At 65.0% G+C, this 21,975-nt stretch carries 21 protein-coding genes; 12 read left to right on the forward strand and 9 right to left on the reverse strand.

Annotation, left to right across the window (positions count from 1 at the left end):
* Positions 1-4: 4 nt before the first annotated feature.
* From AC1D0O_RS17610 to AC1D0O_RS17625, 4 genes are all read right to left on the reverse strand, one after another.
* A complete protein-coding gene (locus tag AC1D0O_RS17610; protein WP_477654794.1) occupies positions 5-1,525 on the reverse strand; it encodes a lipopolysaccharide biosynthesis protein in 1,521 nt (506 codons plus the stop codon).
* A 2-nt stretch (positions 1,526-1,527) separates the two neighbouring features.
* Positions 1,528-1,878, reverse strand: a complete 351-nt coding sequence (locus AC1D0O_RS17615; RefSeq protein ID WP_477654795.1) for a hypothetical protein — start codon at positions 1,876-1,878, stop codon at positions 1,528-1,530.
* Positions 1,879-2,023: 145 nt separating this feature from the next.
* Positions 2,024-3,139: a UDP-glucose 4-epimerase GalE gene (gene galE / locus AC1D0O_RS17620; RefSeq protein WP_477654796.1), complete on the reverse strand. Its 1,116-nt coding sequence runs from the start codon at positions 3,137-3,139 to the stop codon at positions 2,024-2,026.
* Between the two features lie 475 nt (positions 3,140-3,614).
* On the reverse strand, positions 3,615-4,646 hold the full coding sequence (locus AC1D0O_RS17625) for a saccharopine dehydrogenase family protein (protein WP_477654797.1): 1,032 nt from the start codon (positions 4,644-4,646) through the stop codon (positions 3,615-3,617).
* Between the two features lie 121 nt (positions 4,647-4,767).
* Between AC1D0O_RS17625 and AC1D0O_RS17630 the strand changes: the two genes are divergently transcribed.
* Positions 4,768-5,379 carry a TetR/AcrR family transcriptional regulator gene (locus tag AC1D0O_RS17630; protein ID WP_477654798.1) on the forward strand — a complete coding sequence of 204 codons (612 nt, stop codon included), beginning with the start codon at positions 4,768-4,770 and terminating at the stop codon, positions 5,377-5,379.
* A 93-nt stretch (positions 5,380-5,472) separates the two neighbouring features.
* Here AC1D0O_RS17630 and AC1D0O_RS17635 read toward each other — a convergent pair whose 3' ends face one another.
* A complete protein-coding gene (locus AC1D0O_RS17635) occupies positions 5,473-7,158 on the reverse strand; it encodes an electron transfer flavoprotein-ubiquinone oxidoreductase (RefSeq protein ID WP_477654799.1) in 1,686 nt (561 codons plus the stop codon).
* 125 nt (positions 7,159-7,283) lie between these two features.
* Here AC1D0O_RS17635 and AC1D0O_RS17640 point away from each other — a divergent pair, with 125 nt between their 5' ends.
* The 4 genes from AC1D0O_RS17640 to AC1D0O_RS17655 are packed head-to-tail and all read left to right on the forward strand — an operon-like array spanning position 7,284 to position 10,110.
* Positions 7,284-8,066 (forward strand): SDR family oxidoreductase, encoded by a 783-nt coding sequence (locus AC1D0O_RS17640; protein ID WP_477654800.1) that lies wholly within the window; start codon positions 7,284-7,286, stop codon positions 8,064-8,066.
* A 43-nt stretch (positions 8,067-8,109) separates the two neighbouring features.
* On the forward strand, positions 8,110-8,760 hold the full coding sequence (locus AC1D0O_RS17645) for a LysE family translocator (RefSeq protein WP_477654801.1): 651 nt from the start codon (positions 8,110-8,112) through the stop codon (positions 8,758-8,760).
* 10 nt (positions 8,761-8,770) lie between these two features.
* Positions 8,771-9,673, forward strand: coding sequence for a DMT family transporter (locus AC1D0O_RS17650; RefSeq protein WP_477654802.1), 903 nt, complete (start codon positions 8,771-8,773; stop codon positions 9,671-9,673).
* 14 nt (positions 9,674-9,687) lie between these two features.
* Positions 9,688-10,110, forward strand: coding sequence for an acyl-CoA thioesterase (locus AC1D0O_RS17655; protein ID WP_477654803.1), 423 nt, complete (start codon positions 9,688-9,690; stop codon positions 10,108-10,110).
* A gap of 115 nt (positions 10,111-10,225) precedes the next feature.
* Here AC1D0O_RS17655 and AC1D0O_RS17660 read toward each other — a convergent pair whose 3' ends face one another.
* A complete protein-coding gene (locus AC1D0O_RS17660) occupies positions 10,226-11,137 on the reverse strand; it encodes a metal-dependent hydrolase (RefSeq protein ID WP_477654804.1) in 912 nt (303 codons plus the stop codon).
* 7 nt (positions 11,138-11,144) lie between these two features.
* A complete protein-coding gene (locus AC1D0O_RS17665) occupies positions 11,145-11,768 on the reverse strand; it encodes a peroxidase-related enzyme (protein WP_477654805.1) in 624 nt (207 codons plus the stop codon).
* Between the two features lie 248 nt (positions 11,769-12,016).
* On the opposite strand from AC1D0O_RS17665, the gene katG reads away from it, so the two are divergent.
* From katG to AC1D0O_RS17680, 3 genes are all read left to right on the forward strand, one after another.
* Positions 12,017-14,227 (forward strand): catalase/peroxidase HPI, encoded by a 2,211-nt coding sequence (gene katG / locus AC1D0O_RS17670; protein ID WP_477654806.1) that lies wholly within the window; start codon positions 12,017-12,019, stop codon positions 14,225-14,227.
* Between the two features lie 158 nt (positions 14,228-14,385).
* Complete coding sequence (locus AC1D0O_RS17675) at positions 14,386-14,715, forward strand: carboxymuconolactone decarboxylase family protein (protein ID WP_436155385.1); 330 nt, start codon at positions 14,386-14,388, stop codon at positions 14,713-14,715.
* Positions 14,712-15,209, forward strand: coding sequence for an N-acetyltransferase family protein (locus AC1D0O_RS17680; protein ID WP_477654807.1), 498 nt, complete (start codon positions 14,712-14,714; stop codon positions 15,207-15,209). The genes AC1D0O_RS17675 and AC1D0O_RS17680 overlap by 4 nt, the downstream gene beginning before the upstream one ends.
* A gap of 658 nt (positions 15,210-15,867) precedes the next feature.
* Here AC1D0O_RS17680 and AC1D0O_RS17685 read toward each other — a convergent pair.
* On the reverse strand, positions 15,868-16,044 hold the full coding sequence (locus AC1D0O_RS17685; protein ID WP_477654808.1) for a hypothetical protein: 177 nt from the start codon (positions 16,042-16,044) through the stop codon (positions 15,868-15,870).
* A gap of 313 nt (positions 16,045-16,357) precedes the next feature.
* On the opposite strand from AC1D0O_RS17685, the gene AC1D0O_RS17690 reads away from it, so the two are divergent.
* Both AC1D0O_RS17690 and AC1D0O_RS17695 read left to right on the forward strand, forming a co-directional pair.
* Positions 16,358-16,693 (forward strand): ElaB/YgaM/YqjD family protein, encoded by a 336-nt coding sequence (locus AC1D0O_RS17690; protein WP_477654809.1) that lies wholly within the window; start codon positions 16,358-16,360, stop codon positions 16,691-16,693.
* A 185-nt stretch (positions 16,694-16,878) separates the two neighbouring features.
* Positions 16,879-17,814, forward strand: a complete 936-nt coding sequence (locus AC1D0O_RS17695; protein WP_477654810.1) for a DUF808 domain-containing protein — start codon at positions 16,879-16,881, stop codon at positions 17,812-17,814.
* Between the two features lie 340 nt (positions 17,815-18,154).
* Here AC1D0O_RS17695 and AC1D0O_RS17700 read toward each other — a convergent pair whose 3' ends face one another.
* Positions 18,155-19,126 (reverse strand): LysR family transcriptional regulator, encoded by a 972-nt coding sequence (locus tag AC1D0O_RS17700; RefSeq protein WP_477654811.1) that lies wholly within the window; start codon positions 19,124-19,126, stop codon positions 18,155-18,157.
* Between the two features lie 480 nt (positions 19,127-19,606).
* Between AC1D0O_RS17700 and AC1D0O_RS17705 the strand changes: the two genes are divergently transcribed.
* Positions 19,607-20,479, forward strand: a complete 873-nt coding sequence (locus AC1D0O_RS17705) for an alpha/beta hydrolase (protein WP_477654812.1) — start codon at positions 19,607-19,609, stop codon at positions 20,477-20,479.
* 240 nt (positions 20,480-20,719) lie between these two features.
* Positions 20,720-21,949, forward strand: a complete 1,230-nt coding sequence (locus AC1D0O_RS17710) for an efflux RND transporter periplasmic adaptor subunit (RefSeq protein WP_477654813.1) — start codon at positions 20,720-20,722, stop codon at positions 21,947-21,949.
* The last annotated feature ends 26 nt before the right edge of the window (positions 21,950-21,975 follow it).

Genomic DNA, 21,975 nt, shown 5'->3' on the forward strand with positions numbered 1-21,975 from the left:
CGCCTTAAGGATGCTGTTCGCCCAGGGACGCGGGCAGGGCGGAAGCGGCCGCGGGTCGGCGCAGGAATTTCGCCGCGCCGGGCAGGAAACGGATCACCATGTCGGAGGCGTCCGGGCCCAGCACCTGCGGCCGCAGCAGCAGCAACAGCGCCGGCAGCACGCCGGCCGCGAGCGCGCCGGCGGCCAGCGAAATCAGCGGCGTGTTGAATGTCGCCACGGCGTGCTGCCCAGCCAGCGCGCCGCCGACGCAGAGCGCGCTCAGCAGCAGGCCGCGCCAGGCGTGCGGCAGCAAGGCGCTTGCGCGCAGGTCCAGCGCGCGGAAGGCCGCGGTGGTGATGACGGCCGCGCGCAGCACCAGCAGCCCGCCCGCCACGGCCGCGGCGACATGGATGCCCTGGCCGGCCAGCAGGTAAAAGCCCAGCGCGCCGGCGGCGACCAGCGGCAGCTGCAGCATGGACTCATAACGTTTGCGGCCGGTGTTCCACAGCACCGGCGTCGACAGGCCCCAGATGACATAGGCCGGCATGCACAGGAACAGCGCGCCCAGCACCCAGGCCGCGTCGCTCCAGGCCGGCCCGTAGAGCACGCGCACGATGTCGCGCGAAATAAACGCCAGCGTCACAAAAGCCGGCAGGCCCAGCACCACGATGGTGGCCAGCATCTGCAGGTAGGCGCGGCCCAGCCGCGGCAAATCGTTTTGCAGGCGCGCGCCGGCCGCCAGGAAGGCCGGCTGCAGCGCACCCAGCAGCAAGGTGTTGGGCATGGTCGCCAGGTTGTAGGCGACGTTGTAGAGGCCCAGCGCCTGCGCGTTGAGCAGGCGCCCTATCAGCACGCGGTCCAGGTTGTTGAGCACCCAGTTGACGATGTTGGTGAAGAACACGGTGTGCCCGGTGCCCACGGCCGAGCGCGCATCGGCATACCAGAGCAGCGGGCGTACCGCGTGCGGCTTGAGCGCATAGCTGGCTGCCAGCTGCACCGCCACTTGGACCAGCCAGGCCGCCACCAGCGAGGCCTCGCCCTGGCCCGTCAGCGCCATCGGCAGGCCCACCGCGATATAACCCGCCGCGTAGCTGCCCACCTGTACCAGGCCTACGGCGCGGAAGTTGAGGTCGCGCTGCAGCAGGTAGGTGGCCGGCTGCGCGGCGGCGCCCAGCAGACAGGCCAGCGAAAGCCATTCAATGACGGCCAGCGCGCGCGGCTCGCGGAAATAGGCGGCCAGCAAGGGCGCCAGCAGGTAGACGGCCAGCGTGGTCGCCAGGCCCACGATGAGCTGCCAGGTCCAGGCAAAGCGCACGTCCTCGTCGCTGAGTTTTTCGCGCTGCAGCAGGCTCCAGCTGAAACCGAAGCCGGACACAAAGGTGGCAAAGGTCAGCACCACCATACCGATGGCGAACACACCGAAGATGTCCGGGCCCAGCGTGCGGGCCAGGACGACCTGGGCCATCAGCTGCAGCGCGAAGCGGGCAACCGTGGACGCCGCGCTCCATTTGACCGCTGCGACGCCGGGCCGGCCGAGTCCGCTCACGCTCAATGCCTTCCCTCCTTGAAGCGCCGCACGGCGATCACGCCCATCAGCACCAGGGTGGCCAGCAGCATGCCGTAGGAGCGCCAGCCGGATTCCCCGGCCTCCGGTTCGTCATCGGCCGCGAAGGCCTGTGGCGGGTTGGGGCGTGGGCGTATGTCCGGGCTGTAGACGGCGCGGACCTTGACCGTATCGGCGTCGGCCTGCAACTTCATGGGCGTGTTTTTTGCGGCGCTTGCCTTGGCGGGGAGCGCCTGTGGTGGCGGCTGGTCGGAAGAATCGGAGTAGGCCGATGCTGGAGCCATCCAGGTGGCCAGAACGGCGGCGGTCATGGCGGTAATAAGCGCTTTAAGCATGAATTTCTCCTCTGTCAAAGCAGGAGATGAGTGTCTTGTGCAGTGCAGCAATCGGCAATAGTCCGAACGGCTCATGGCCTGTTTTGTGCTGGTGAAAGCAGATGTGTTTTGTGCGCATGGGGCACCTGTCTTGCGCCGTGGCGAATCACACGCTGACCGCTGGGCGGATGGGGCCGTTCGGGCTATTGCGCACAGGGGCCGGGGCATGCGTGGCGGGGCTGCCGGAGGGCAAGGTCCGGTAGCCGTCGGGGTTGCGTTGCTGCCAGTGCCAGGAATCGCGGCACATGTCGTCGATGTTGCGCATGGCACGCCAGCCCAGCACGCTGCGGGCCAACGATACGTCGGCAAAATACTGCGCCACGTCGCCCGCGCGCCGCGGCGCGAATTCAAACGGGATGGGCTGGCCGCTGGCGCGCTCGAAGGCGCGCACCACGCCCAGCACGCTGGTGCCTTCACCGGTGCCCAGGTTCACTGTGAAGCTCTCGCCTTTGGCCAGCAGCGCCTGCACGGCGGCCACATGGCCGGCGGCCAGGTCGGACACGTGCAGGTAGTCTCGCACGCCGGTGCCGTCGGGCGTCGGGTAGTCGCTGCCGAAGACCTGAAGGCGGGCCCGCTTGCCCACGGCCACCTGGGTCACAAAAGGCATCAGGTTGTTGGGGATGCCGTTCGGGTCTTCGCCGATCAGGCCGCTGGGGTGCGCACCCACCGGGTTGAAGTAGCGCAGCACGCCGGTGCGCCATGACGGATCCGACGCGCGCAGCGAAGCCAGGATGTTTTCACACATGAGCTTGCTCTCGGCATAGGGGCTCTCGGGTGCGCAGGGGAAGCGTTCATCTATCGGCACGCTGGCCGGGTCTCCGTAGACCGTGGCGCTCGAGGAAAACACCACGGAGCGGCAGGCGGCGGTGGTGGCCATGGCCTCCAGCAGGCTGACCAGGCCGCTCACGTTGTTGCGGTAGTACATCAGGGGCTGCTGCACGCTTTCGCCAACGGCCTTGAAGCCGGCGAAGTGCACGGCGGCGACACAGCGGTGGCGCCGCAGCACCTCGGCCACAAAGGCGGTGTCCAGCACGTTGCCTTGTTCGCAGGGAACGCTCCGGCCCGTCAATTGCGCCAGCCGCTCCAGCACGGCCGGGTGGCTGTTCGAAAAATCATCGAGGATGACCGGCTGCAAGCCGGCCTCCACCAGAGCCACAAAGGTGTGGCTTCCGATATAACCTGCGCCGCCGGTCAGCAGCACGCTGGGGATGTTTTTTGTCATTGGATCAATGGATAAGAAGCTGACGGGCAGCGGGTGGATGCGCCAAAAAAAACGCTGACACAACGGCCTGGCCGCCGGTGATTGGCGCGGCCACATCCCGTACCTGGGATGACTCCAGTGTCTTTGTGGCGATGGTGGAAGGCGTGTCAGCGTAAGCCGCAAGCCTGCGTCGGATGCCCGGACACAGGCCCTAAAGCGTGTCGAATCGTTCGGTAAGCACTTGTGAATGGCGCACGCAAACCGTGTGCGGACGGGGGGCGTTTGCCGTGCGCTCGCTGCAGGGCGCGTTTTGCCGCGCCGACAGAAAGTCACAAAGGTTTCCAGGCTTGTGCCGCGTATCTGTGGCGTGCACGCGACTGAAAGATAAAGGCCGCATGCGGGATGCGGCCTTTGGAAAATCGCGCGGGTTCTTCCGGATTCTTCCGGGTTCTTCTGGTTTGGCAGAGAGCCGGAAGAAGGCCTGTCAGACCTATCGCTATCGCATCTCGAGAGAAAGATGCGTGGGGCTCAGCGATGCCAGGAAGTCCGGAGCGTCGAATGCTTCACCGGCGGTCAGGACACCGGTGGTTTTGACCTGGCCGCCGATGACGCGTGCCATGGCCTCGACCACGAGCGGCGCGGTGAAGCCGTAGATGTCCCGCCCGCGGGCGATGGCGCGGCGTTCCTCGCCACCACGGCGCGCGAGCACTTCCACCACAAAGGTTTGCGTCGACAGCCCGCTGTCGTCACCGGCCACGGGCGCTTGCGGGTTTGGATCGGTCAGGTCCTTGACAGCCGTGGCCGTCATGTAGGAACGGATCTCGGGAACCTTGAGGTGGCGCGAGATCGTCACCGTGTCCGCCATGGTGAATTCCGCGATGACCGGTTGTTTTCCCAGCGGCTCGGCAAAGGTCCATTCAGCGGCCGGTGCGGCTTCGGTGGTGTAGCCGATTTTTCCATTTGCAAAAGCGACCCGGCGGCCGTCCCGGCGCTGCTTTGATACTTGGCCGGCGATCAGGGTCCCCGGTGTTGGCCGCCAGCTGTCAAGCCCGTAGGCGATGGAAATTTCGTCCGCTGAAGTCCAGTCGCCCATGGCTGCGGTTGCCAGCAGGTCGCCGAGGCCACCGTAGAAGGCCATCGCGTGCACCACAACGATGCCGGCTTCGCGTGCGCGATCCGCGAAGAGATTGAAGGTGTCGATGTTGGCTTCTATTTCGGCCGCGACATCCAGGTAGGGAATCCGCGCGCGCATGGCGGCTTCGATCAGCGGTGCGGCGGTGCTGGCAAAGGGGCCGGCGCAGTTGATGACCGCCGCGGCGCCCGTCAGCGCGCGATCTAGCGCGGCAGGGTCGTCGACCGATGCGGGCCGCAGTTGGAGCCCGGGGTGCCCGGCGCCAAAGGCCTGCAATTTTTCGGCATCGCGTCCGCTGAGGATGGGCGTCCAGCCGCGCCGGCGCAATTCTGAAACCACGAAGCGCCCGGTGTGTCCATAAGCGCCGTAGACGGTCACTGTCTTGTTTGATGTCATCACGAATTCCCTTTGTTGAAGTTGTTTGTTGAGTTGTTTTCTTCAAAACGCTACAGATCGGTATCGTTTTGGATAATGTACAGTACAGATCTGTAGCGTGTCAATTGTGTGGAGAAATTCGATGAAAAAAAATACCGAGACAGCCACTCCGGTGGCGGACGAACGTGGCCCACTAAGCGTGCGTGACCGCGTGCTGGAGACCGCGGCAACGCTGTTCTACCGGGAGGGCGTCAGGGCTGTCGGCGTCGATCTGGTGGTGGAACGCTCAGGCGTCGCCAAGACCAGCTTGTACCGGCACTTCGCGACCAAGGACGATCTGGTGGTGGCATTCCTTGAGCGCGAGGATGCCGAATACTGGGAGGACTGGGAAAGCGTCGCGGCGAACGAGCCGGACGATGCCGAGGCGGAACTGCAGGCGCACCTGCGCTGGATCGCCGAGCACATCGCCGCGCCCAGGTACCGCGGCTGCCCCTTCCTCAATGTGGCGACCGAGTTCCCGGAACCAAGCCATCCCGCCCGCGCGGTTTCCATGCGCAACAAGACGGAACTGCTGCGCCGCCTGGCCGTGATGGCAAAGAGGATGAGGGTTCGCAAGCCCGACGATCTGGCAGGCCAGCTTGTGCTGCTGATCGACGGCGCTTATATGAACGGCCCGCTGCTCGGCAAGAAGGGGCCTGCGAACTCACTCGTGACGGCGGGACAGGCCTTGATGGCTGCCGCGCCGCGCCGCTAGATACCCGAGACAAAACCGGGACAAAAGAAAAAGCCCTTCTCAAAATGAGAAGGGCTTTTCGATGGGAGCGTTCCGATTTGGGTTGCGGTGGATTTACATGCCCGCGTAATTGGGTCCGCCGCCGCCTTCGGGCGTAACCCAGACGATGTTCTGCGTCGGGTCCTTGATGTCGCAGGTCTTGCAATGCACGCAGTTCTGCGCATTGATCTGCAGGCGGTCGGAGTTGTCGGGGTTCTTCACGAACTCGTAGACGCCGGCCGGGCAGTAGCGGCTTTCCGGGCCGGCGTATTTGGCCAGGTTGATGTTGACCGGCACGCTCGCGTCTTTCAGCGTCAGGTGCGCGGGCTGGTGTTCTTCGTGGTTGGTGTTCGACACAAAGACAGAGCTCAGGCGATCGAAGGTGATCTTGTTGTCGGGCTTGGGGTACACGATGGGCGTGCATTCGGCCGCCGGCTTGAGCTTGGCGTAGTCGGGGATGCTGTTGTGGATGGTCCAGGGCGGCGACTTGAAACCCAGCTTGGGCAACAGCCAATGTTCGATGCCGGTCATGAAGGCGCCGACGTAAAGGCCCTTCTTGAACCAGGACTTGAAGTTGCGCGACTGGTTCAATTCCGCGGCCAGCCAGCTCTTGGCATAGGCCTCGGGGTAGGCTGCCAGCTCGTCGTGCTGGCGGCCGGCGGTGACGGCGTCATAGGCGGCTTCGGCGGCCAGCATGCCGGACTTGATGGCCGCGTGGCTGCCCTTGATACGGGCCGCATTGAGGTAGCCGGCTTCGCAGCCGATCAGCGCGCCGCCCGGGAACACGGTCTTGGGCAGGCTCAACGCGCCGCCCGCGGTGATGGCGCGCGCGCCGTAGCTGATGCGCTTGCCGCCTTCAAGGTACTGCTTGATGCTGGGATGCGTCTTCCAGCGCTGCATTTCTTCAAACGGGCTCAGGTAAGGGTTGCTGTAGTCCAGGCCGGTGACCATGCCCAGCGTGGCCTTGTTGTCCTCGAGGTGGTACATGAAGCCGCCGCCGTAGGTCTGGCTGTCCATGGGCCAGCCGGCGGTGTGGATGACCAGGCCCGGCTTGTGTTTGGCCGGGTCGATTTCCCACAGCTCTTTGACGCCGAGCGCGTAGCCCTGCGGGTCGCGGCCTGCGTCGAGCTTGAAACGGCTGATCAGCTGGCGGCCCAGGTGGCCGCGCGCGCCTTCGGCGAACACGGTGTATTTGCCGTGCAGTTCCATGCCGAGCTGGAAGTTGTCAGTGGGCTGGCCGTCCTTGCCGATGCCGAGGTTGCCGGTGGCCACGCCCTTGACGGAACCATCGTCGTTGTAGAGTACTTCGGCCGCCGCGAAGCCCGGGAAGATTTCAACGCCCAGCGCCTCGGCCTGCTGCGCCAGCCAACGCACCACATTGCCCAGGCTGATGACGTAGTTGCCTTCGTTGTGAAAGCAGTCCGGCACAAAAAACGCCGGTGTCTTGATCGCGCTTTTTTCGCTGAGGAAGAGCACCTCGTCGGCGGTGACGGGCTGGTTCAAGGGTGCGCCCTGGGCTTTCCAGTCGGGCAGCAGTTCGGTCAGTGCTTTCGGGTCCATCACGGCGCCCGAGAGGATGTGGGCGCCGGGCTCCGATCCCTTTTCGAGTACCACGACGGAGATGTCCTTGCCTTTTTCGGCCGCGAGTTGTTTGAGCCGAATCGCGGTGGCGAGGCCGCCGGGGCCGCCGCCCACCACGACCACGTCGTATTCCATCGCCTCACGGGGGCCGAACTGGGCCAGAATTTCTTGGGTATTCATCGGGGACTCGCTGATAATGATTTTCAGGAAGGATTGTCGGTCTCGCGTTGGATTTTATGTCGCGAATGCCGCGATGCGAACGGTCGTTCTCTTTTGTGCGGTTTAAATTGAGAGAGGAGCCTCTAATGGCTTACAGCATTGATCTGACGGGGCGTGTCGCCCTCGTGACCGGCGCCTCGGGCGGCCTGGGCGCCCAGTTCGCCAAAACACTGAGCCGCGCCGGCGCGGCGGTGGTGCTGGCCAGCCGCAGGCTGGACAAACTCAAGGACCTGCGCGCGCAGATCGAGGCGGCCGGCGGCGACGCGCACGTGGTCGAGCTCGACGTGACCGACCACGCCAGCATCAAAGCCGGCGTGGCCCATGCCGAAACCGAAGTCGGCCCCATCGACATCCTGGTCAACAACTCGGGCGTGAGCAACACGCAGCGCATCCAGGACGTGGATGAGGAAGACTACGACTTCGTCTTCAACACCAATGTGAAGGGTGCCTTCTTCGTGGCGCAGGAAGTCGGCAAGCGCATGCTGGCCCGTTCGCGCGGCGCCGGGCCCGGCAACTATGCCGGCGGGCGCATCATCAACATCGCCTCCATGGCCGGGCTGCGCGTGCTGCCGCAGATCGGCGTGTATTGCATGAGCAAGGCCGCCGTGGTGCAGATGACCAAAGCCATGGCGCTGGAGTGGGGCAAGTTCGGCATCAACGTCAACGCGATCTGCCCCGGCTATATTGATACCGAGATCAACCACCACCACTGGGAGACCGAGCAGGGCAAGAAGCTGGTCCAGATGCTGCCGCGCAAGCGCATCGGCAAGCCGCAGGACCTGGACGCGCTGCTGGTGATGCTGGCGAGCGGCGAGAGCCATTTTGTCAATGGTGCCGTCATTGCCGCTGACGATGGTTTTGGCGTCTGAACCGATTCACAACATCAATCAATTCACGGAGAGAGAGATCAACATGATGGATTCCGTAGTGCCTTACCTCGGCCCGATAGGCCTGATCTTCCTGGCCTTGCTCGCGGGCGTGGTCAGCCCCGGCCCCAGCTTTGTGCAGGTCGCACGCATCGCGGTGTCGCGTTCGCGCGCCGACGGGCTGGCCGCCGCGCTGGGCATGGGACTGGGCGCGCTGGTGTTTGCCATGCTGGCACTGGCCGGGTTGCAGGCGCTGCTGGCGGCTTTGCCTGGCGTCTACATGGCGCTCAAGGTTGTCGGCGGCCTGTACCTGATGTGGATCGCCGTCCAGATCTGGCGCGGCGCGCACCAGCCGCTCGAGATGGGCGGCGCCGAAAAGGGCGCCTCGCGCCGCACGGTGCTGCAATCGTTCCGCCAGGGCCTTGTCACGCAGCTGAGCAATCCCAAGATCGTGGTGGTCTACAGCAGCGTGTTCGCGGCGCTGCTGCCCGCGCAGTTTCCCCTGCCGGCTGCCTTGCTGGTGCTGGCCGGTGTGCTCGTGATGGAAACAGGCTGGTATGCCGTGGTGGCGGTGGTGCTGTCTTCGTCGGTGCCGCGCGCCGCCTACCTGCGCAGCAAGGCCGTGGTGGACCGCACGGCCGCCGGCGCCATGGGCTTGCTCGGACTGCGCCTGGTGGCCACCGCGCACACCGCCTGATGTCTGATAGATGCTGACCGGCATTCTGGCCGGGCTCGCGGCGGGTGCGCTGTGGGGCCTGGTGTTTGTGGCGCCGCGCATGCTCGAAATGGGCTCGGGCGGCTATTCCTCGATCGACCTGACAGCTGGGCGCTTTGCCGTCTACGGTGTGCTGGCCGCTGGGGTGATGCTGGCGGGTATGCGCAGCCGCCGCCTGCCCACGCTGCGGCAGGCCTGGGCCGCGCTGGTCATGAGCATCCTCGGATTCAGCGGCTATTACCTGCTGCTGGTGCTGGCGATACGCGACGCGGGTACCGAAGTGCCTTCGCTCGTCATCGGCACCATTCCGATCTGGGTCATGCTGCTGGGCAAGCCGCAGGGTTTGCGCTGGGCGGCGCTGCTGCCGGGGCTGGCGCTCACGCTGGCCGGGCTGGCGCTCATGATGGGGTCCACGCACGAAGCCGGCCAGGGCACGGCGACGCATTTCTGGCGCGGCATGCTGTTCGTGACGGCCTCGCTGGTCTGCTGGACGGCTTTCGCCATCCTTAATTCCGCCTGGCTCAAGCGCCACCCTGAAGTCAACGCCACCGACTGGGCCAACTGGCTGGGCGTGGCCACCGGCCTGGGCGCGCTGCTGATGTGGGGCGTGGCGGGCTCGGATGCCGGCGTGCTGGCCGCGCGTGAAGACCGATGGATGTTTGTGCTGCTGTGCGTGGTCGCGGGTGTGGGATCGACCTGGCTGGCCACCATCCTCTGGAACATGGCCAGCCAGCGGCTCAGCGCCAGCCTGTGCGGCCAGCTGATCGTCAGTGAAACGATTTTTGCGCTGCTGTATTCCTTTGCCTGGGACGGCCGCTGGCCGACCCTGGTGCAGCTCACCGCCTGCGTGCTGTTCACGCTGGGCATTCTTGCCTCCATACGGGCGCACCGCTAGGTGCGATGGCCACCATGAAGATTGAAATCCCCGAGAAGAAAAAACTGGTGCATGAAATGGTCATCCCGATCCGATGGGGCGACATGGATGCCATGGGCCACCTCAACAACGGCAGCTACTTCCGTTACCTGGAAACCATACGCATAGACTGGATGTACGGCATCGGCTGCAAACCCGATCCGTTGGGCGAGGGTCCCGTCATCGTTAACGCCTTTTGCAATTTCTACAAGCAGCTCGAATACCCGGGCGACGTGCTGATGAAGATGTATGTCAGCGACCCGGGCCGCAGCACCTTTGAAAGCTGGGCCACCATGGAACGCAGCGATGCGCCGGGCGTGGTCTGCGCCGCGGGCGGCGCCACCACCATCTGGGTGGATTTTCCGGCGCAGAAATCCAGACCCTTGCCGGACTGGATGCGCAAAATCGTCGAGGAATAAGAGCCGTTCACAAAACCCAGCGAAGCGGTCCTGGCTAGGCGCGTCGCCGCAGACAGTGCTAAAGGCACGGCAAGGCGACGCAACAACGCCAGGAGGGTTTTGTGGACGGTTCGGCTCAGCGCACAACGCGAAAGCTGTCCTCGTTCTCTTTAAGCCAGCGCTGGGCCAGGGTCCGTGTCTGCTGCCCGGGCTCCGCAGACGCTTCCTGGTCCGGGTGGAAGCCGCGCCTGAAGTAGGCCAGCAGCGGGCCCGTGGTGTACCACATCGCGCCCTTGCGGCCCCAGAAAAATTTGGCTGCGCTCCACCAGGTTCCGGGCTTGAACAGCGTGCCGTCGTGCCAGAGGTTAAGCACCGTCTGCCGCCCTGAGTCGAAGGTGAACAGCAGCACCGCGTAGATGTACCAGCGTATGCGCCAGGCGTAGTTGCCCTGCACGGCCTGGTAAAGGTCATAGGCGACGGCGCGGTGCTCGGTTTCCTCGGCGGCGTGCCAGCGCCAGAGGGTTTGCATTCTCGGGTCGGCGCTGTCCAGCGTGTCGTTGTGGCGCAGCAGGTAGTCGGCCAGCACGGCGGTGAGGTGTTCGTAGGCGGCCGTCACCGCCAGGAAGTGGCGCGGCGCGATGCCTCTTTTCTTCGCATAGTCGATGCGCGCCGTGGCCCAGTGCTGCCAGCGGTTGACCAGGCCCTGCGTTTCCAGGTGCGCGTTGTAGAGCGCGTGGATGTGGCGGTGCGTGGCCTCCTGGCCTATGAACTGCGCCGCGGCTTCGTGCAGCAGGGCATGCTCGGGCGTCTGCGGCAGCAGCTTCGCGCAGTCGCGCACGGAGTCGATAAAGGATTGCTCGCCGACCGGAAAGCTCATCGACAGGGCATTGTGGTACTGGCTCAGGAAGGCGTCGCCGCCATACCAGTGGCGGTCAAAGCCCTGGCCCAGGTCGACCTCGAGCTTGCGCACGGTCAGGCCGGAGGGGTTGGCCGATGCGGGATTGGGCGCGGCCGGGGCGACGGGAGAAGCGGTGGCGGTCGAAGTCATGAAATCCTCAGGCCGGCTTGGGCTGTTTGGGCACGCGGCCCATCAGGTAGAACTCGGGGTTGGGCTGCATGTCGCTGAAGCTCGCCATGCGGTTCGAGAGGCCGAAGAAAGCCGTGATCGCCGCGATGTCCCAGGCGTCCTCGTCGTCAAAGCCGTGGCCGTACAGCGCCTCGAAGTCGGCGTCTTCAATCCGGTCGGCCTGCAGGCAGACCTTCATGGCGAAGTCCAGCATGGCGCGCTGGCGCGGCGTGATGTCGGCCTTGCGGTAGTTGACGGCCACCTGGTCGGCCACCAGCGGCTTCTTTTCATAAATCCGCAGGATGGCCCCATGCGCCACCACGCAGTACAGGCAGTTGTTGGCCGCGCTGGTGGTGGTGACGATCATCTCGCGTTCGCCCTTGGTCAGCGTGCCGCTGGGGTTGGAGCCCTCTTCCTTGAGCATAAGCGCATCGTGGTACGCAAAGAAGGCGCGCCACTCGGCGGGGCGGCGCGCCAGCGCCAGGAAGACATTGGGCACAAAGCCGGCTTTTTCCTGTACTTCCAGGATCTTGGCCTGGATGTCTTGTGGCAGGTCTTTCAGTTCGGGCGCGGGATAGCGGGGTGCCGCGCCGGAGGTTTTGGGGCTGGTCATCAGGGTCTCCTTCAAGGGCTTTATTTATAGGTGGCCCGGCTTCAAGCGTAAAGCAAGAGGGCAGGTTCGGCGGCGTGGAAGCCGGGCGGTGGGCGTGCAATTAATAAAAACTATGAGATAAATACTTTTAATTACCTTTGATTATTTTGCTGCGAAACCTAGACTGTGCTTCACAGGCCAACCGCCTGGCAAGCCCAAGCCCTCCAAGCCCTTACACGGCGCCACTTACTCATAGAAGGTAACCCATCATGGCCGATCACAACACGCAAAGCGAAGCCTCCTGCCCATTCTCGGGCGGCGCCCGCAAACACGCACTGGCTGGCGCCGCAACCAATGCCGCCTGGTGGCCCGAGCAGCTCAACCTCAAGATTCTTCACCAGAACTCCCCGCTGTCCGACCCGATGGGCCTGGCGTTCAACTATGCCGAGGAATTCAAGACCCTGGACCTGCATGCCGTCGTCAAGGACCTCCATGCGCTGATGACGGATTCGCAGGACTGGTGGCCCGCGGACTACGGCCATTACGGCCCGTTTTTGATCCGCATGGCCTGGCACAGCGCAGGCACTTACCGCATCGCAGACGGCCGCGGCGGCGCCGGTTCCGGCACGCAGCGCTTCGCGCCGCTGAACAGCTGGCCCGACAACGGGAACCTCGACAAGGCGCGCCGCCTGTTGTGGCCGATCAAGCAGAAGTACGGCCGGAAAATCTCCTGGGCCGACCTGATGGTCCTGGCCGGTACCGTGGCCATGGAATCGATGGGATTGAAGACCTTCGGTTTTGCCGGCGGACGTCCCGACGTCTGGGAGCCGGAAGAGATTTACTGGGGACCTGAGTCCGAGTGGATGGGCGACAAGCGTTACACCGGCGATCGCGAACTCGAAAACCCCCTCGGTGCGGTCCAGATGGGCCTGATTTACGTGAACCCCGAAGGCCCGAACGGCAAGCCGGATCCGCTGGGCTCGGCACGCGACATCCGCGAGACCTTCGCCCGCATGGCCATGAACGACGAGGAGACCGTCGCGCTGACCGCCGGCGGGCACACCTTCGGCAAATCCCATGGCGCGGCCAATCCCGGCGAGCATGTCGGCCCCGAGCCCGAGGGCGGCAGCATCGAGGACCAGGGCTTTGGCTGGATCAACAAGTTCGGCGCCGGCCACGGTGTCCACACCATCACCAGCGGTATCGAAGGAGCCTGGACCAAGAACCCCACCAAGTGGGACAACGGCTACTTCGAGAACCTGTTCGGCTACGAGTGGGAACTGACGAAAAGCCCCGCCGGCGCGCACCAGTGGAAACCCAAGGATCCGGCCGCCGCGACCACCGTGCCGGATGCCCATGATCCCGCGCTGCGCCATGCCCCGATGATGACCACGGCCGACATGGCCATGCGCATGGACCCGGCCTACGAGAAGATCTCGCGGCGCTTCATGGCCAACCCGCAGGAGTTCGCGGATGCCTTCGCCCGCGCCTGGTACAAGCTGACGCACCGCGACATGGGTCCGGCCGCGCGCTACCTGGGCCCGCTGGTGCCGAAGGAAGAATTGATCTGGCAGGACCCGCTTCCCGCTGTCGACCACCCGCTGGTCAATGAGCAGGACATCGCGGCCCTCAAGGCCATGGTCCTCGCCTCCGGACTGTCCGTCTCCCAGCTCGTCACGACGGCCTGGGCGTCCGCCGCGACCTTCCGCGGCAGCGACAAGCGCGGCGGTGCGAACGGGGCGCGCATCCGCCTCGCACCCCAAAAAGACTGGGACGCCAACCAGCCGGCGGAGCTGGCGAAAGTCCTGAAAGTGCTGGAGTCCATCCAGGCCGGTTTTAATGGCGCGCAGTCCGGCGGCAAGAAGGTGTCGATGGCCGACCTGATCGTTCTCGGCGGCTGCGCGGCCGTCGAGGCGGCCGCCAAGAAGGCCGGCCACGACGTGAAAGTGCCTTTTTCGCCAGGGCGCACCGATGCTTCGCAGGAGCAGACCGATGCGGCGTCGTTCGCCGTGCTGGAGCCGACCGCGGACGGCTTTCGCAACTACGGCCGCAAGGGGCAGGAACAGCGTGCCGCCGAGCAGCTGGTCGACCGCGCCAACCTGATGACGCTGACCGCCCCCGAGATGACGGTGCTGGTCGGCGGCATGCGCGCCTTGAATGCCAATGCCGGGCAGGCCCAACATGGTGTTTTCACCAAACGGCCGGGGACATTGAGCAACGACTTCTTCGTGAACCTGCTCGACATGCGCACCAAGTGGCAAAAGTCCGCCGAATCCGAAGGCGTGCTCGAGGGACGTGACCGGACCACCGGCAAGCTCAAGTGGACGGCGACGGTGACCGACCTCGTCTTCGGCTCGAACTCCCAGTTGCGCGCCATCGCGGAAGTCTATGGGTCCAGCGATTCGCAACAGGTGTTCGTGCGCGACTTTGTGGCCGCCTGGACCAAGGTCATGAACCTGGACCGTTACGACCTGGCCTGACCTGAACGGCGTTGATCCCTGCCCGCTCCGGTGAAAGCCCGGGCGGGCTTTTTTGTTTTCCACTACGCTTGGGCTTTGAGGATTTTTTCCAAGGAGCTCACGTGACCTCGACATCTTCCAGCGACTTCGACAAGGGCCTGGCCACCCGCAAGCAGGTGATGGGTGAAGACTTTGTGGCCAATGCCTTTGGCAAGGCGACCGACTTTTCCCTGCCCATCCAGCACTACATCACGCGCAACGCCTGGGGCGACGTGTGGCAGCGGCCGGGGCTGGACCTGAAGACGCGCAGCCTGATCACCGTGGCCATGCTGACAGCCCTGGGCAAGCAGCATGAACTCAAGGGCCATGTGCGGGGCGCCTTGAACAACGGCGTGACGCCGGAGCAGCTCCAGGAGGTGCTGCTGCACGCCAGCATCTACTGCGGCCTGCCCGCCGCGGTCGAGGCCTTTCGCACGGCCGCCGAAGTGGTGGACGCCCCCAAGCCATGAGCCCGATACAGATTCGCCGCTGCGAAGAAGCCGACTGGCCGGCCGTCTGGCCGCTGCTGCGCGCCACCTTCGAAGCCGGCGACACCTACGCTTTTTCGCCGGACAGCACCGAAGCAGAGATACATGCCGTATGGATGGAGGCGCCCCGGGCGACCTATGTGGTGCGCGACGGCCAAGGCCCCGTGTTGGGCACCTATTTCATCAAAGCCAACCAGCCCGGCCTGGGTTCGCATGTCTGCAACTGCGGTTATGTGGTCGCGCCCGAGGCCCAGGGTCAGGGCCTGGCGTCGGCGATGTGCGAACACTCGCAGCGCGAGGCGCTGGCCATGGGTTTCTTGGCGATGCAGTTCAACCTGGTGGTGTCGACCAACGAACGGGCGGTTCGGTTATGGCGAAGATTGGGGTTTGAGGTGGTGGCGACTTTGCCTCGGGCTTTTCGGCATTTGAAGTTGGGGTTGGTGGATGCTTTTGTGATGTTCAAGACTTTGGGTTAGGTTGGTTTTTTCCGACGGAGTGCCCTCTGCTTAGTGTTGCTGGCCGGGGGTAGCCCGGCGGCTACTCACTTTTCTTTTGCTTCGCCAAAAGAAAAGTAAGCAAAAGAAAAGGCGACCCTGGTTGCTGCGTCCCTCCGCTTCGCTGCGGGCAACCTGCGGTGCTCGGTTCAGGCGGGGTCTCGCTAAACTCGCTACGCTGCGCTTCGCTCAAACAACGCGATCCCTGATCCGCCTGAACCTGCGCTCCTCGGCGCATCCACAAGGGGTGGGGAAGGAATACCGATACCTAAGAAACAAGGACTCGCCACGGCGAGTCCTTGTTGGTATTTGTCTTCTTGTTCTTCTTGTATTTGTCCCCGCTCCCGATCCCGCTTGCCCCGTCCTGGCTGGGCCGAGGAGCGCAGACGTAGGCGGATCAGGGATCGCGCTTGTCTGAGCGAAGCGAGTTTGCGCGAGACCCCGCCGTAGTCGAGCACCGCAGGTTGCCCGCAGCGAAGCGTAGGGACCCAGACTGCGGGTCGCCTTTTCTTTGGTGACTTTCTTTTGGCGAAGCAAAAGAAAGTTACTTGCTGCCGGGCAACCCCCGGCCAGCAGAACTAAGCAACGAGAACAGGGGAGCGCGCAAGGCCGGCGCAAGACCCGGCCTCCAGACCCGGCCTCAAGAAGGAACATTCACAACCCGTTCATCATCCGGAATGAGGGGCGTCCCCTCATCCGGCTCCACCGGCAATTCCAGTGCATCGTCATCGTCCGGCGCCTCTTCGGGCGGGCCGTGGCGCGGCTGGCCGTTGTCGGCCGAGCCGGTTCTCAATGCGGGTCTGGCTATCCTGGGCATGATCTTCTCCTTTGGCTCTGGTTGGGCGACGCCTCTAGACGCTTGGCGCGATGATGCGCGAACGGGCGGCGCGGCCCGCCAAGCCAAGCGGCTGTTTCTCTGTCAGTGCAAGCCGACAAGCCGTGCACTGCCGTAACACTCTGTTGTCCTACACCCGGCCTGTCTTCCGGCGCACAGCTTGTTGCCGCGCGCCTGCCTACAGTCGAAAGAGACGGCGACGGCCCGCGTGCATGGCCTATCAATCAAGCAGTTCTCTCTTAGTTCTCTCTTGCGCCTTCTGCCTATTGTGTGGAATTTTTTTGAAAGAAGCATCATGGACAAAACCACAGCATCCTCCGCCAACGGCAATCCCATCCAGCGCGGCGTCGAGTCCGCCGGCGCGGCCCTCCACAGCGGCATCGACAAGGTGGCCGATCCGGCGCGCAGCGCGGTGGACCGTGCTTCCTCGGCGGCGCATCAAGGCGTCGACAAGCTGGCGGGCACCGCCAGCAATGTGGCCGACCGCTTTGCCGACCAGACGCGCCGCATCAGCGAAGCGCCGGCGCATGCGCTGGAAGTTTCGAAATCCTGGGTGCAGGAAAGGCCGCTGGAAGCCGTGGGTGCTGCCCTGGCGATTGGCTTTATCCTGGGGCGGCTGACCGCGCGCTGAGTCTCGCCTGCAACTGAAGCCAAGCCGCCTGCGGGCGGCTTTTCTTTTGCGTAGCGGAATTTGGGTAAGAACTTGGGTAAAGTGGGCGGCTCTTTCTCGGTGCGCCACAAGTACAACACCATGCGCCGGGTGGCTCTTTCCACACTACTGCGGCGTTGCCGCGGCCCTGACGAAAAAGAATACCTATGGCCAGCAGCCTGCTCGCACTGATTGACGACATCGCCACCGTGCTGGACGACGTGGCGCTGCTTTCCAAAGTCGCCGCCAAAAAGACCGCCGGTGTGCTGGGCGACGACCTGGCGCTCAATGCCCAGCAGGTTTCGGGCGTCAAGGCCGACCGCGAACTGCCGGTGGTCTGGGCCGTGGCCCGGGGCTCTTTCATCAACAAGGCCATCCTGGTGCCGGCGGCGCTGGCCATCAGCGCTTTCATACCCTGGGCGGTGACGCCGCTGCTGATGGTGGGTGGCGCCTTTCTCTGCTACGAGGGTTTTGAAAAACTCGCGCACAAGTTCATGCACAGCGCGCACGAGCAGGCCGCCGAGCACGAAGCGCTGACGGCCGCACTGTCCAATCCCGCGGTGGACCTGGTGGCGCTGGAAAAAGACAAGATCAAGGGCGCGGTGCGCACCGACTTCATTCTCTCGGCCGAGATCATCGCGATCACGCTGGGGACGGTGCAGGCCAGCCCCTTCATCACGCAGGTCGCGGTGCTTTGCGGCATCGCACTGCTCATGACGGTGGGGGTGTACGGCCTGGTGGCCGGCATCGTCAAGCTCGACGACGGCGGGCTCTACCTGAACCAGCGCGCGGGCGAAGGCGCCTGGCCTGCTTTTCAGCGCGGCCTGGGCCGGGCCATCCTGTGGGCCGCACCCTGGCTCATGAAAGGGCTGTCGGTGGCCGGCACGGCCGCGATGTTCCTGGTGGGCGGGGGAATACTCACGCACGGCTTCGCGCCCCTGCACCACTTCATTGAATCGCTCACGCAGCAGGTGGCGACCGGTGCGGGCGCTTTTTTGGCCGGGCTCACGCCGCTGTTGATGGACGCGGTGGTGGGCCTGGTGGCGGGCGCGCTGGTGCTGCTGCTGGTCAGCCTGGCCAGGCGGCTGCGGCCGAGCGCTTAAGAAGCGTCCGACTTGCCCGGGCGGGCAGGTTTTTCCGGTGATTCGTTCTTGTGCTCCCGGGCTTCCCCGGCGGGCTGCTCGTCCGGCACGGGGAACGGCCAGCGCCCCTTTTGCTGGGGTGGCGAGGGCAGGGCGGCTTCCCGGGCCCGCTGCTCAAGTGCCCTGCGGCTTTCGGCATCGGGCGCAGGTGCTTTCAATCTTGGCATGGAGGCTCTTTCGCAAACAGGATGGGAGGATGAAGGACAGGACGGCATCAGGCAGACGCCAACCTTAACCTTCCCGCACCGCATACCCTGTAGGCTGTCAGTGACGCCGCCTGTAGGAGAGGCCGGGGACGCTGTTACTCGGCGAGCGCTTCGGCAGCGGGCTGGGCGCGCACGATGCGTCCCGGCAGCGTGCTCTTGCGCTGGATCAGGTCATGCTTGGCGAACAGCTCCGCGATCCAGTCGACAAAGACACGCACCTTGTTGCTCAGGTGGCGGTTCGGCGGGTAGACCACGTGGATGGGCTTGGCCTCGGAGCACCAGCCGTTGAACAACGGCTCCAGCGCGCCGCTGCTGATGTGGTGCTGGACCAGGAAGGTCAAGGTCTGCAGCACGCCCAGGCCGGCCAGCGCCGCCGCCACGCCGGCATTCGAGTCATTGACCGAGAGCTGGTGGTGGCCCTCGACCTCCACCGCCTGCCCGTCCTTGTGCAGCGTGACGCTGTAGAGCTTGCCGTCGCGCGGTGAAACATAGCGGATCAGCCTGTGTCCGTGCGCCAATTCCTGCGGGTGCTGGGGCACGCCGTGGCGTTTGAGGTAGGCCGGCGACGCGCAGGACATCAGATAGAACTCGCCGATGCGGCGTGCCACCAGCGACTGGTCGGTGATCTCGCCGCCGCGGATCACGCAGTCCACGTTCTCGGCCAGGATGTCGATGGGCCGGTCGCTCACGCCGAGTTCCAGCTGGATGTCGGGGTAGCGCGCATAAAAATCCGGCAGGGCCGGGATCACCACTGCCATGCCCAGGGAAGAAGGGATGTCCACCTTGAGCCGGCCGCGCGGGCTGGCCTTGGCGCGCGACATGCTCGATTCGAGTTCTTCCATCTCGCCCAGCAGGCGGCCGGCGCGTTCGTAATAAGCCGCCCCGTCGGCCGTGACCGTGACCTTGCGCGTGGTGCGGTTAAGCAGCTTGGTGTCCAGCGACTGCTCCAGCGTCTGGATCAGCCGCGTCACGGTCGGCTTGGGCATGCCCATCGAATCGGCGGCCTTGGTGAAAGTGCCGGCTTCCACGACCCGCACAAAAGCCTGCATTGCGGAAAACTTGTCCATGAGAAGTCCTGTCCTGTGTCCTGGTAAGGGGCTGTCAATGCACTTGAGGCGTCGCGGGCGGGTGGGCCTGCTGCCTCGTTCCCCGGCGGCGGGTGGCCGCTGGGGTCCGGGGGAAAGTCGGGGAGATCCGCGAACGGCGGCTTATGTGGGGGATGCGAGGGGCGATTGTGACCATCATGGCGGCTTCCTGCGGGTGGCCCCAAATAGCCCTTGGCGGTGTCCGGGTTTTCCCTTGCTTCTTTGACCTTGCCCCGGAGGCAAGGTCCACACTTCGCGCCCTGATGCACAAAAGCAGGCGATGAGGCAGGCAGGGGCTTGCGCGGCAATTTGCCCGGTAGCTGAGCATGTGCGGCCTGGTCATCCCCCCGATTGTTGCATTGGTGAAATAAAGAATAAACAGAATGGCTATTTATTAAGTGATGCCCCGCGCGTATCTTCTGCTGCATTGCAACAAACCGGAGGCCCTACGCGGTCACGACGATGAAAAGCCAGCAGCCCGCCCTCACAGGCGCCGACAAAACCAGCCCCCCGTGGGTCGAGAAGCAGATCCAGTTGGCGCTGAAAAAGCCGCTGGATGTGCGTTTCTACGGCCGCCGCAGCGGCACGGACGTGTCGCCGCTGGTCGTGCACTTCCATGCTGGCGCCTTTGTGGGCGGCTCGCTGGAAGGCGGTTCCTGCGTTGCCGGGCTGCTGGCCGACGCCGGCGCGGTGGTGATGTCGCTGGACTATCCGCTGGCCCCGGAGCACCCGTTTCCGAGCGCCGTGGAAATGGGCTACGCCGCCCTGGAGTGGGCTTTCAAGGCCCGCCACAAGCTGGCCGGCGCGGGTGCGCCGGTGTTTGTGGCCGGCGAGGAAGCCGGCGGCAATATCGCCGCGGCCGTGGCGCTGATGGCGCGCGACCTGCAGGAGCCGGCCCTGGCCGGGCAAATCCTGCTGTCGCCCATGCTGGACCCTTGCCTGGCCACGGCTTCGCTGCGCGACGCCGAAGCCGGCCCGGTGGGCTGCACCTGGGCCGACGGCTGGCACAACTACCTGCCGCGCCTGGAAGACGCCAGCCATCCTTACGCCGCGCCCGGTTCGGCCTTTCGCCTGGCCGGCCTGCCGCCAACGCTGCTGATCACGGCGCAGGACGACCCGCTGCGTGACGAGACGCTCGCCTATGCCGCGCGCCTGCGCGCCGCCGGCCTGGTCGCGATCGACACGGTGCTGCCCGTTCCCACGGGCTGGCCCTGCAGCTACCTGGAGCCGGCGAACCATCAGGAAGCCTGGGCGCTGCTGATCCATGAGCGCTTCGGCCGTTTCTTTGCCACCGCGCTGGATGCGCGGACCGCCGCGCACAGCGCGGTGTCCTGAAGTTTTAGACGTTCAATTTTTTCTTTGAGGGAGTTCACCATGCCACTGATTCATCCAGGTACCGACAAGCGCCGCGCGGCAAAGCAGCGGCGGGTTGATAGCCCTTGCGGCGCACCGTGTTTGCGCGTCGTGCGCTTGACCTCAACCTAGGTTGAGGTTCTACAGTCGCCGATTTGTTTCCTTCACCTCATCCGTTTCCAGTTCATCAGTTTCATAAATCCAATCATCGAGAGAATTGACATGCCATCCATACAACTGCATACCCCCAAACGCCGCCTGCTGGCCGTGGCCCTCGCCGTGCTCGCCGTGACCGGCATCGCCGCCGCCGTGTTCGGCACCTCCGGCACCCGCGCCCAGTCCGGTCCCGCCGCGCCGCAAGCCACGCCCGTGTCGGTGGCTACCGTCGTGCAGAGCGACGTGTCCGCCTGGGACGAGTTCTCGGGCCGGCTGGAAGCGGTCGAACGCGTGGACATCCGCTCACGCGTGGCCGGCACCATCCAGTCCGTGCACTTTCGCGAGGGCGCGCTCGTGAAGAAGGGCGACCTGCTGCTGACCATAGACCCGGCGCCGTACGCCGCCGACGTGGAACGCGCCGATGCGCAGGTCGCGGCCGCCCAGGCCCGGGTCACCCAGGCCAAAGGCGAGCAGGAACGTTCGCAGCGCCTGTGGAGCGAGCAGGCCATCTCCAAGCGTGAATTTGACGAGCGCACCAACGGCAAGGGCGAAGCCGACGCCAATCTGCGCGCCGCGCATGCGGCCCTGCAGACGGCGCAGCTGAGCCTGGGCTACACCCAGGTGCGCGCGCCGGTCTCCGGCCGCGTCGGCAAGCTCGAAGTGACGGTGGGCAACCTGGTGGCCGCCGGCCCCGGCGCGCCAGTGCTGACCACGCTGGTGTCGGTGAGCCCCATCTACGCGAGCTTCGATGCTGACGAGCAGGTCGTGGCCAAGGCCCTGAAAGACGTGGGCGGCAACGGCGGCCCGGCCAGCCGCAGCCTGGAGCGAATTCCCGTGCAGATGGGCACCGCCGCCAGCACCGACACGCCGTTTGAAGGCAAGCTGCAACTCGTCGACAACCAGGTCGATGCCCGCAGCGGCACCGTGCGCGCCCGCGCCGTGTTCGACAACAAGGACGGCCAGCTGATGCCCGGCCAGTTCGCGCGCATCCGCATGGGCCAGGCCACCAAGGGCACGGCGCTGCTGATCAACGAACGCGCGGTCGGCACCGACCAGAACAAGAAGTTCGTGCTGGTGGTGGGCGCCGACAACAAGGCGGTCTACCGCGAAGTCACGCTGGGCGCCGCCGTCAACGGCCTGCGCGTGGTCAAGGGCGGCCTGGCCGCCAATGAACGCATCGTCGTCAACGGCCTGCAGCGCATCCGCCCCGGCGCGCTGGTCGCGCCGCAAGCGGTGGAAATGTCCGCCAAGGCCGAACTCACCGAAAAAGCCGTGAAGGTCGCGGCCAAGTCCTGAGCCCGCCTTGACACCTGAACAAGAAG

This window comes from Polaromonas sp. P1_F2 (genome assembly GCF_056405735.1).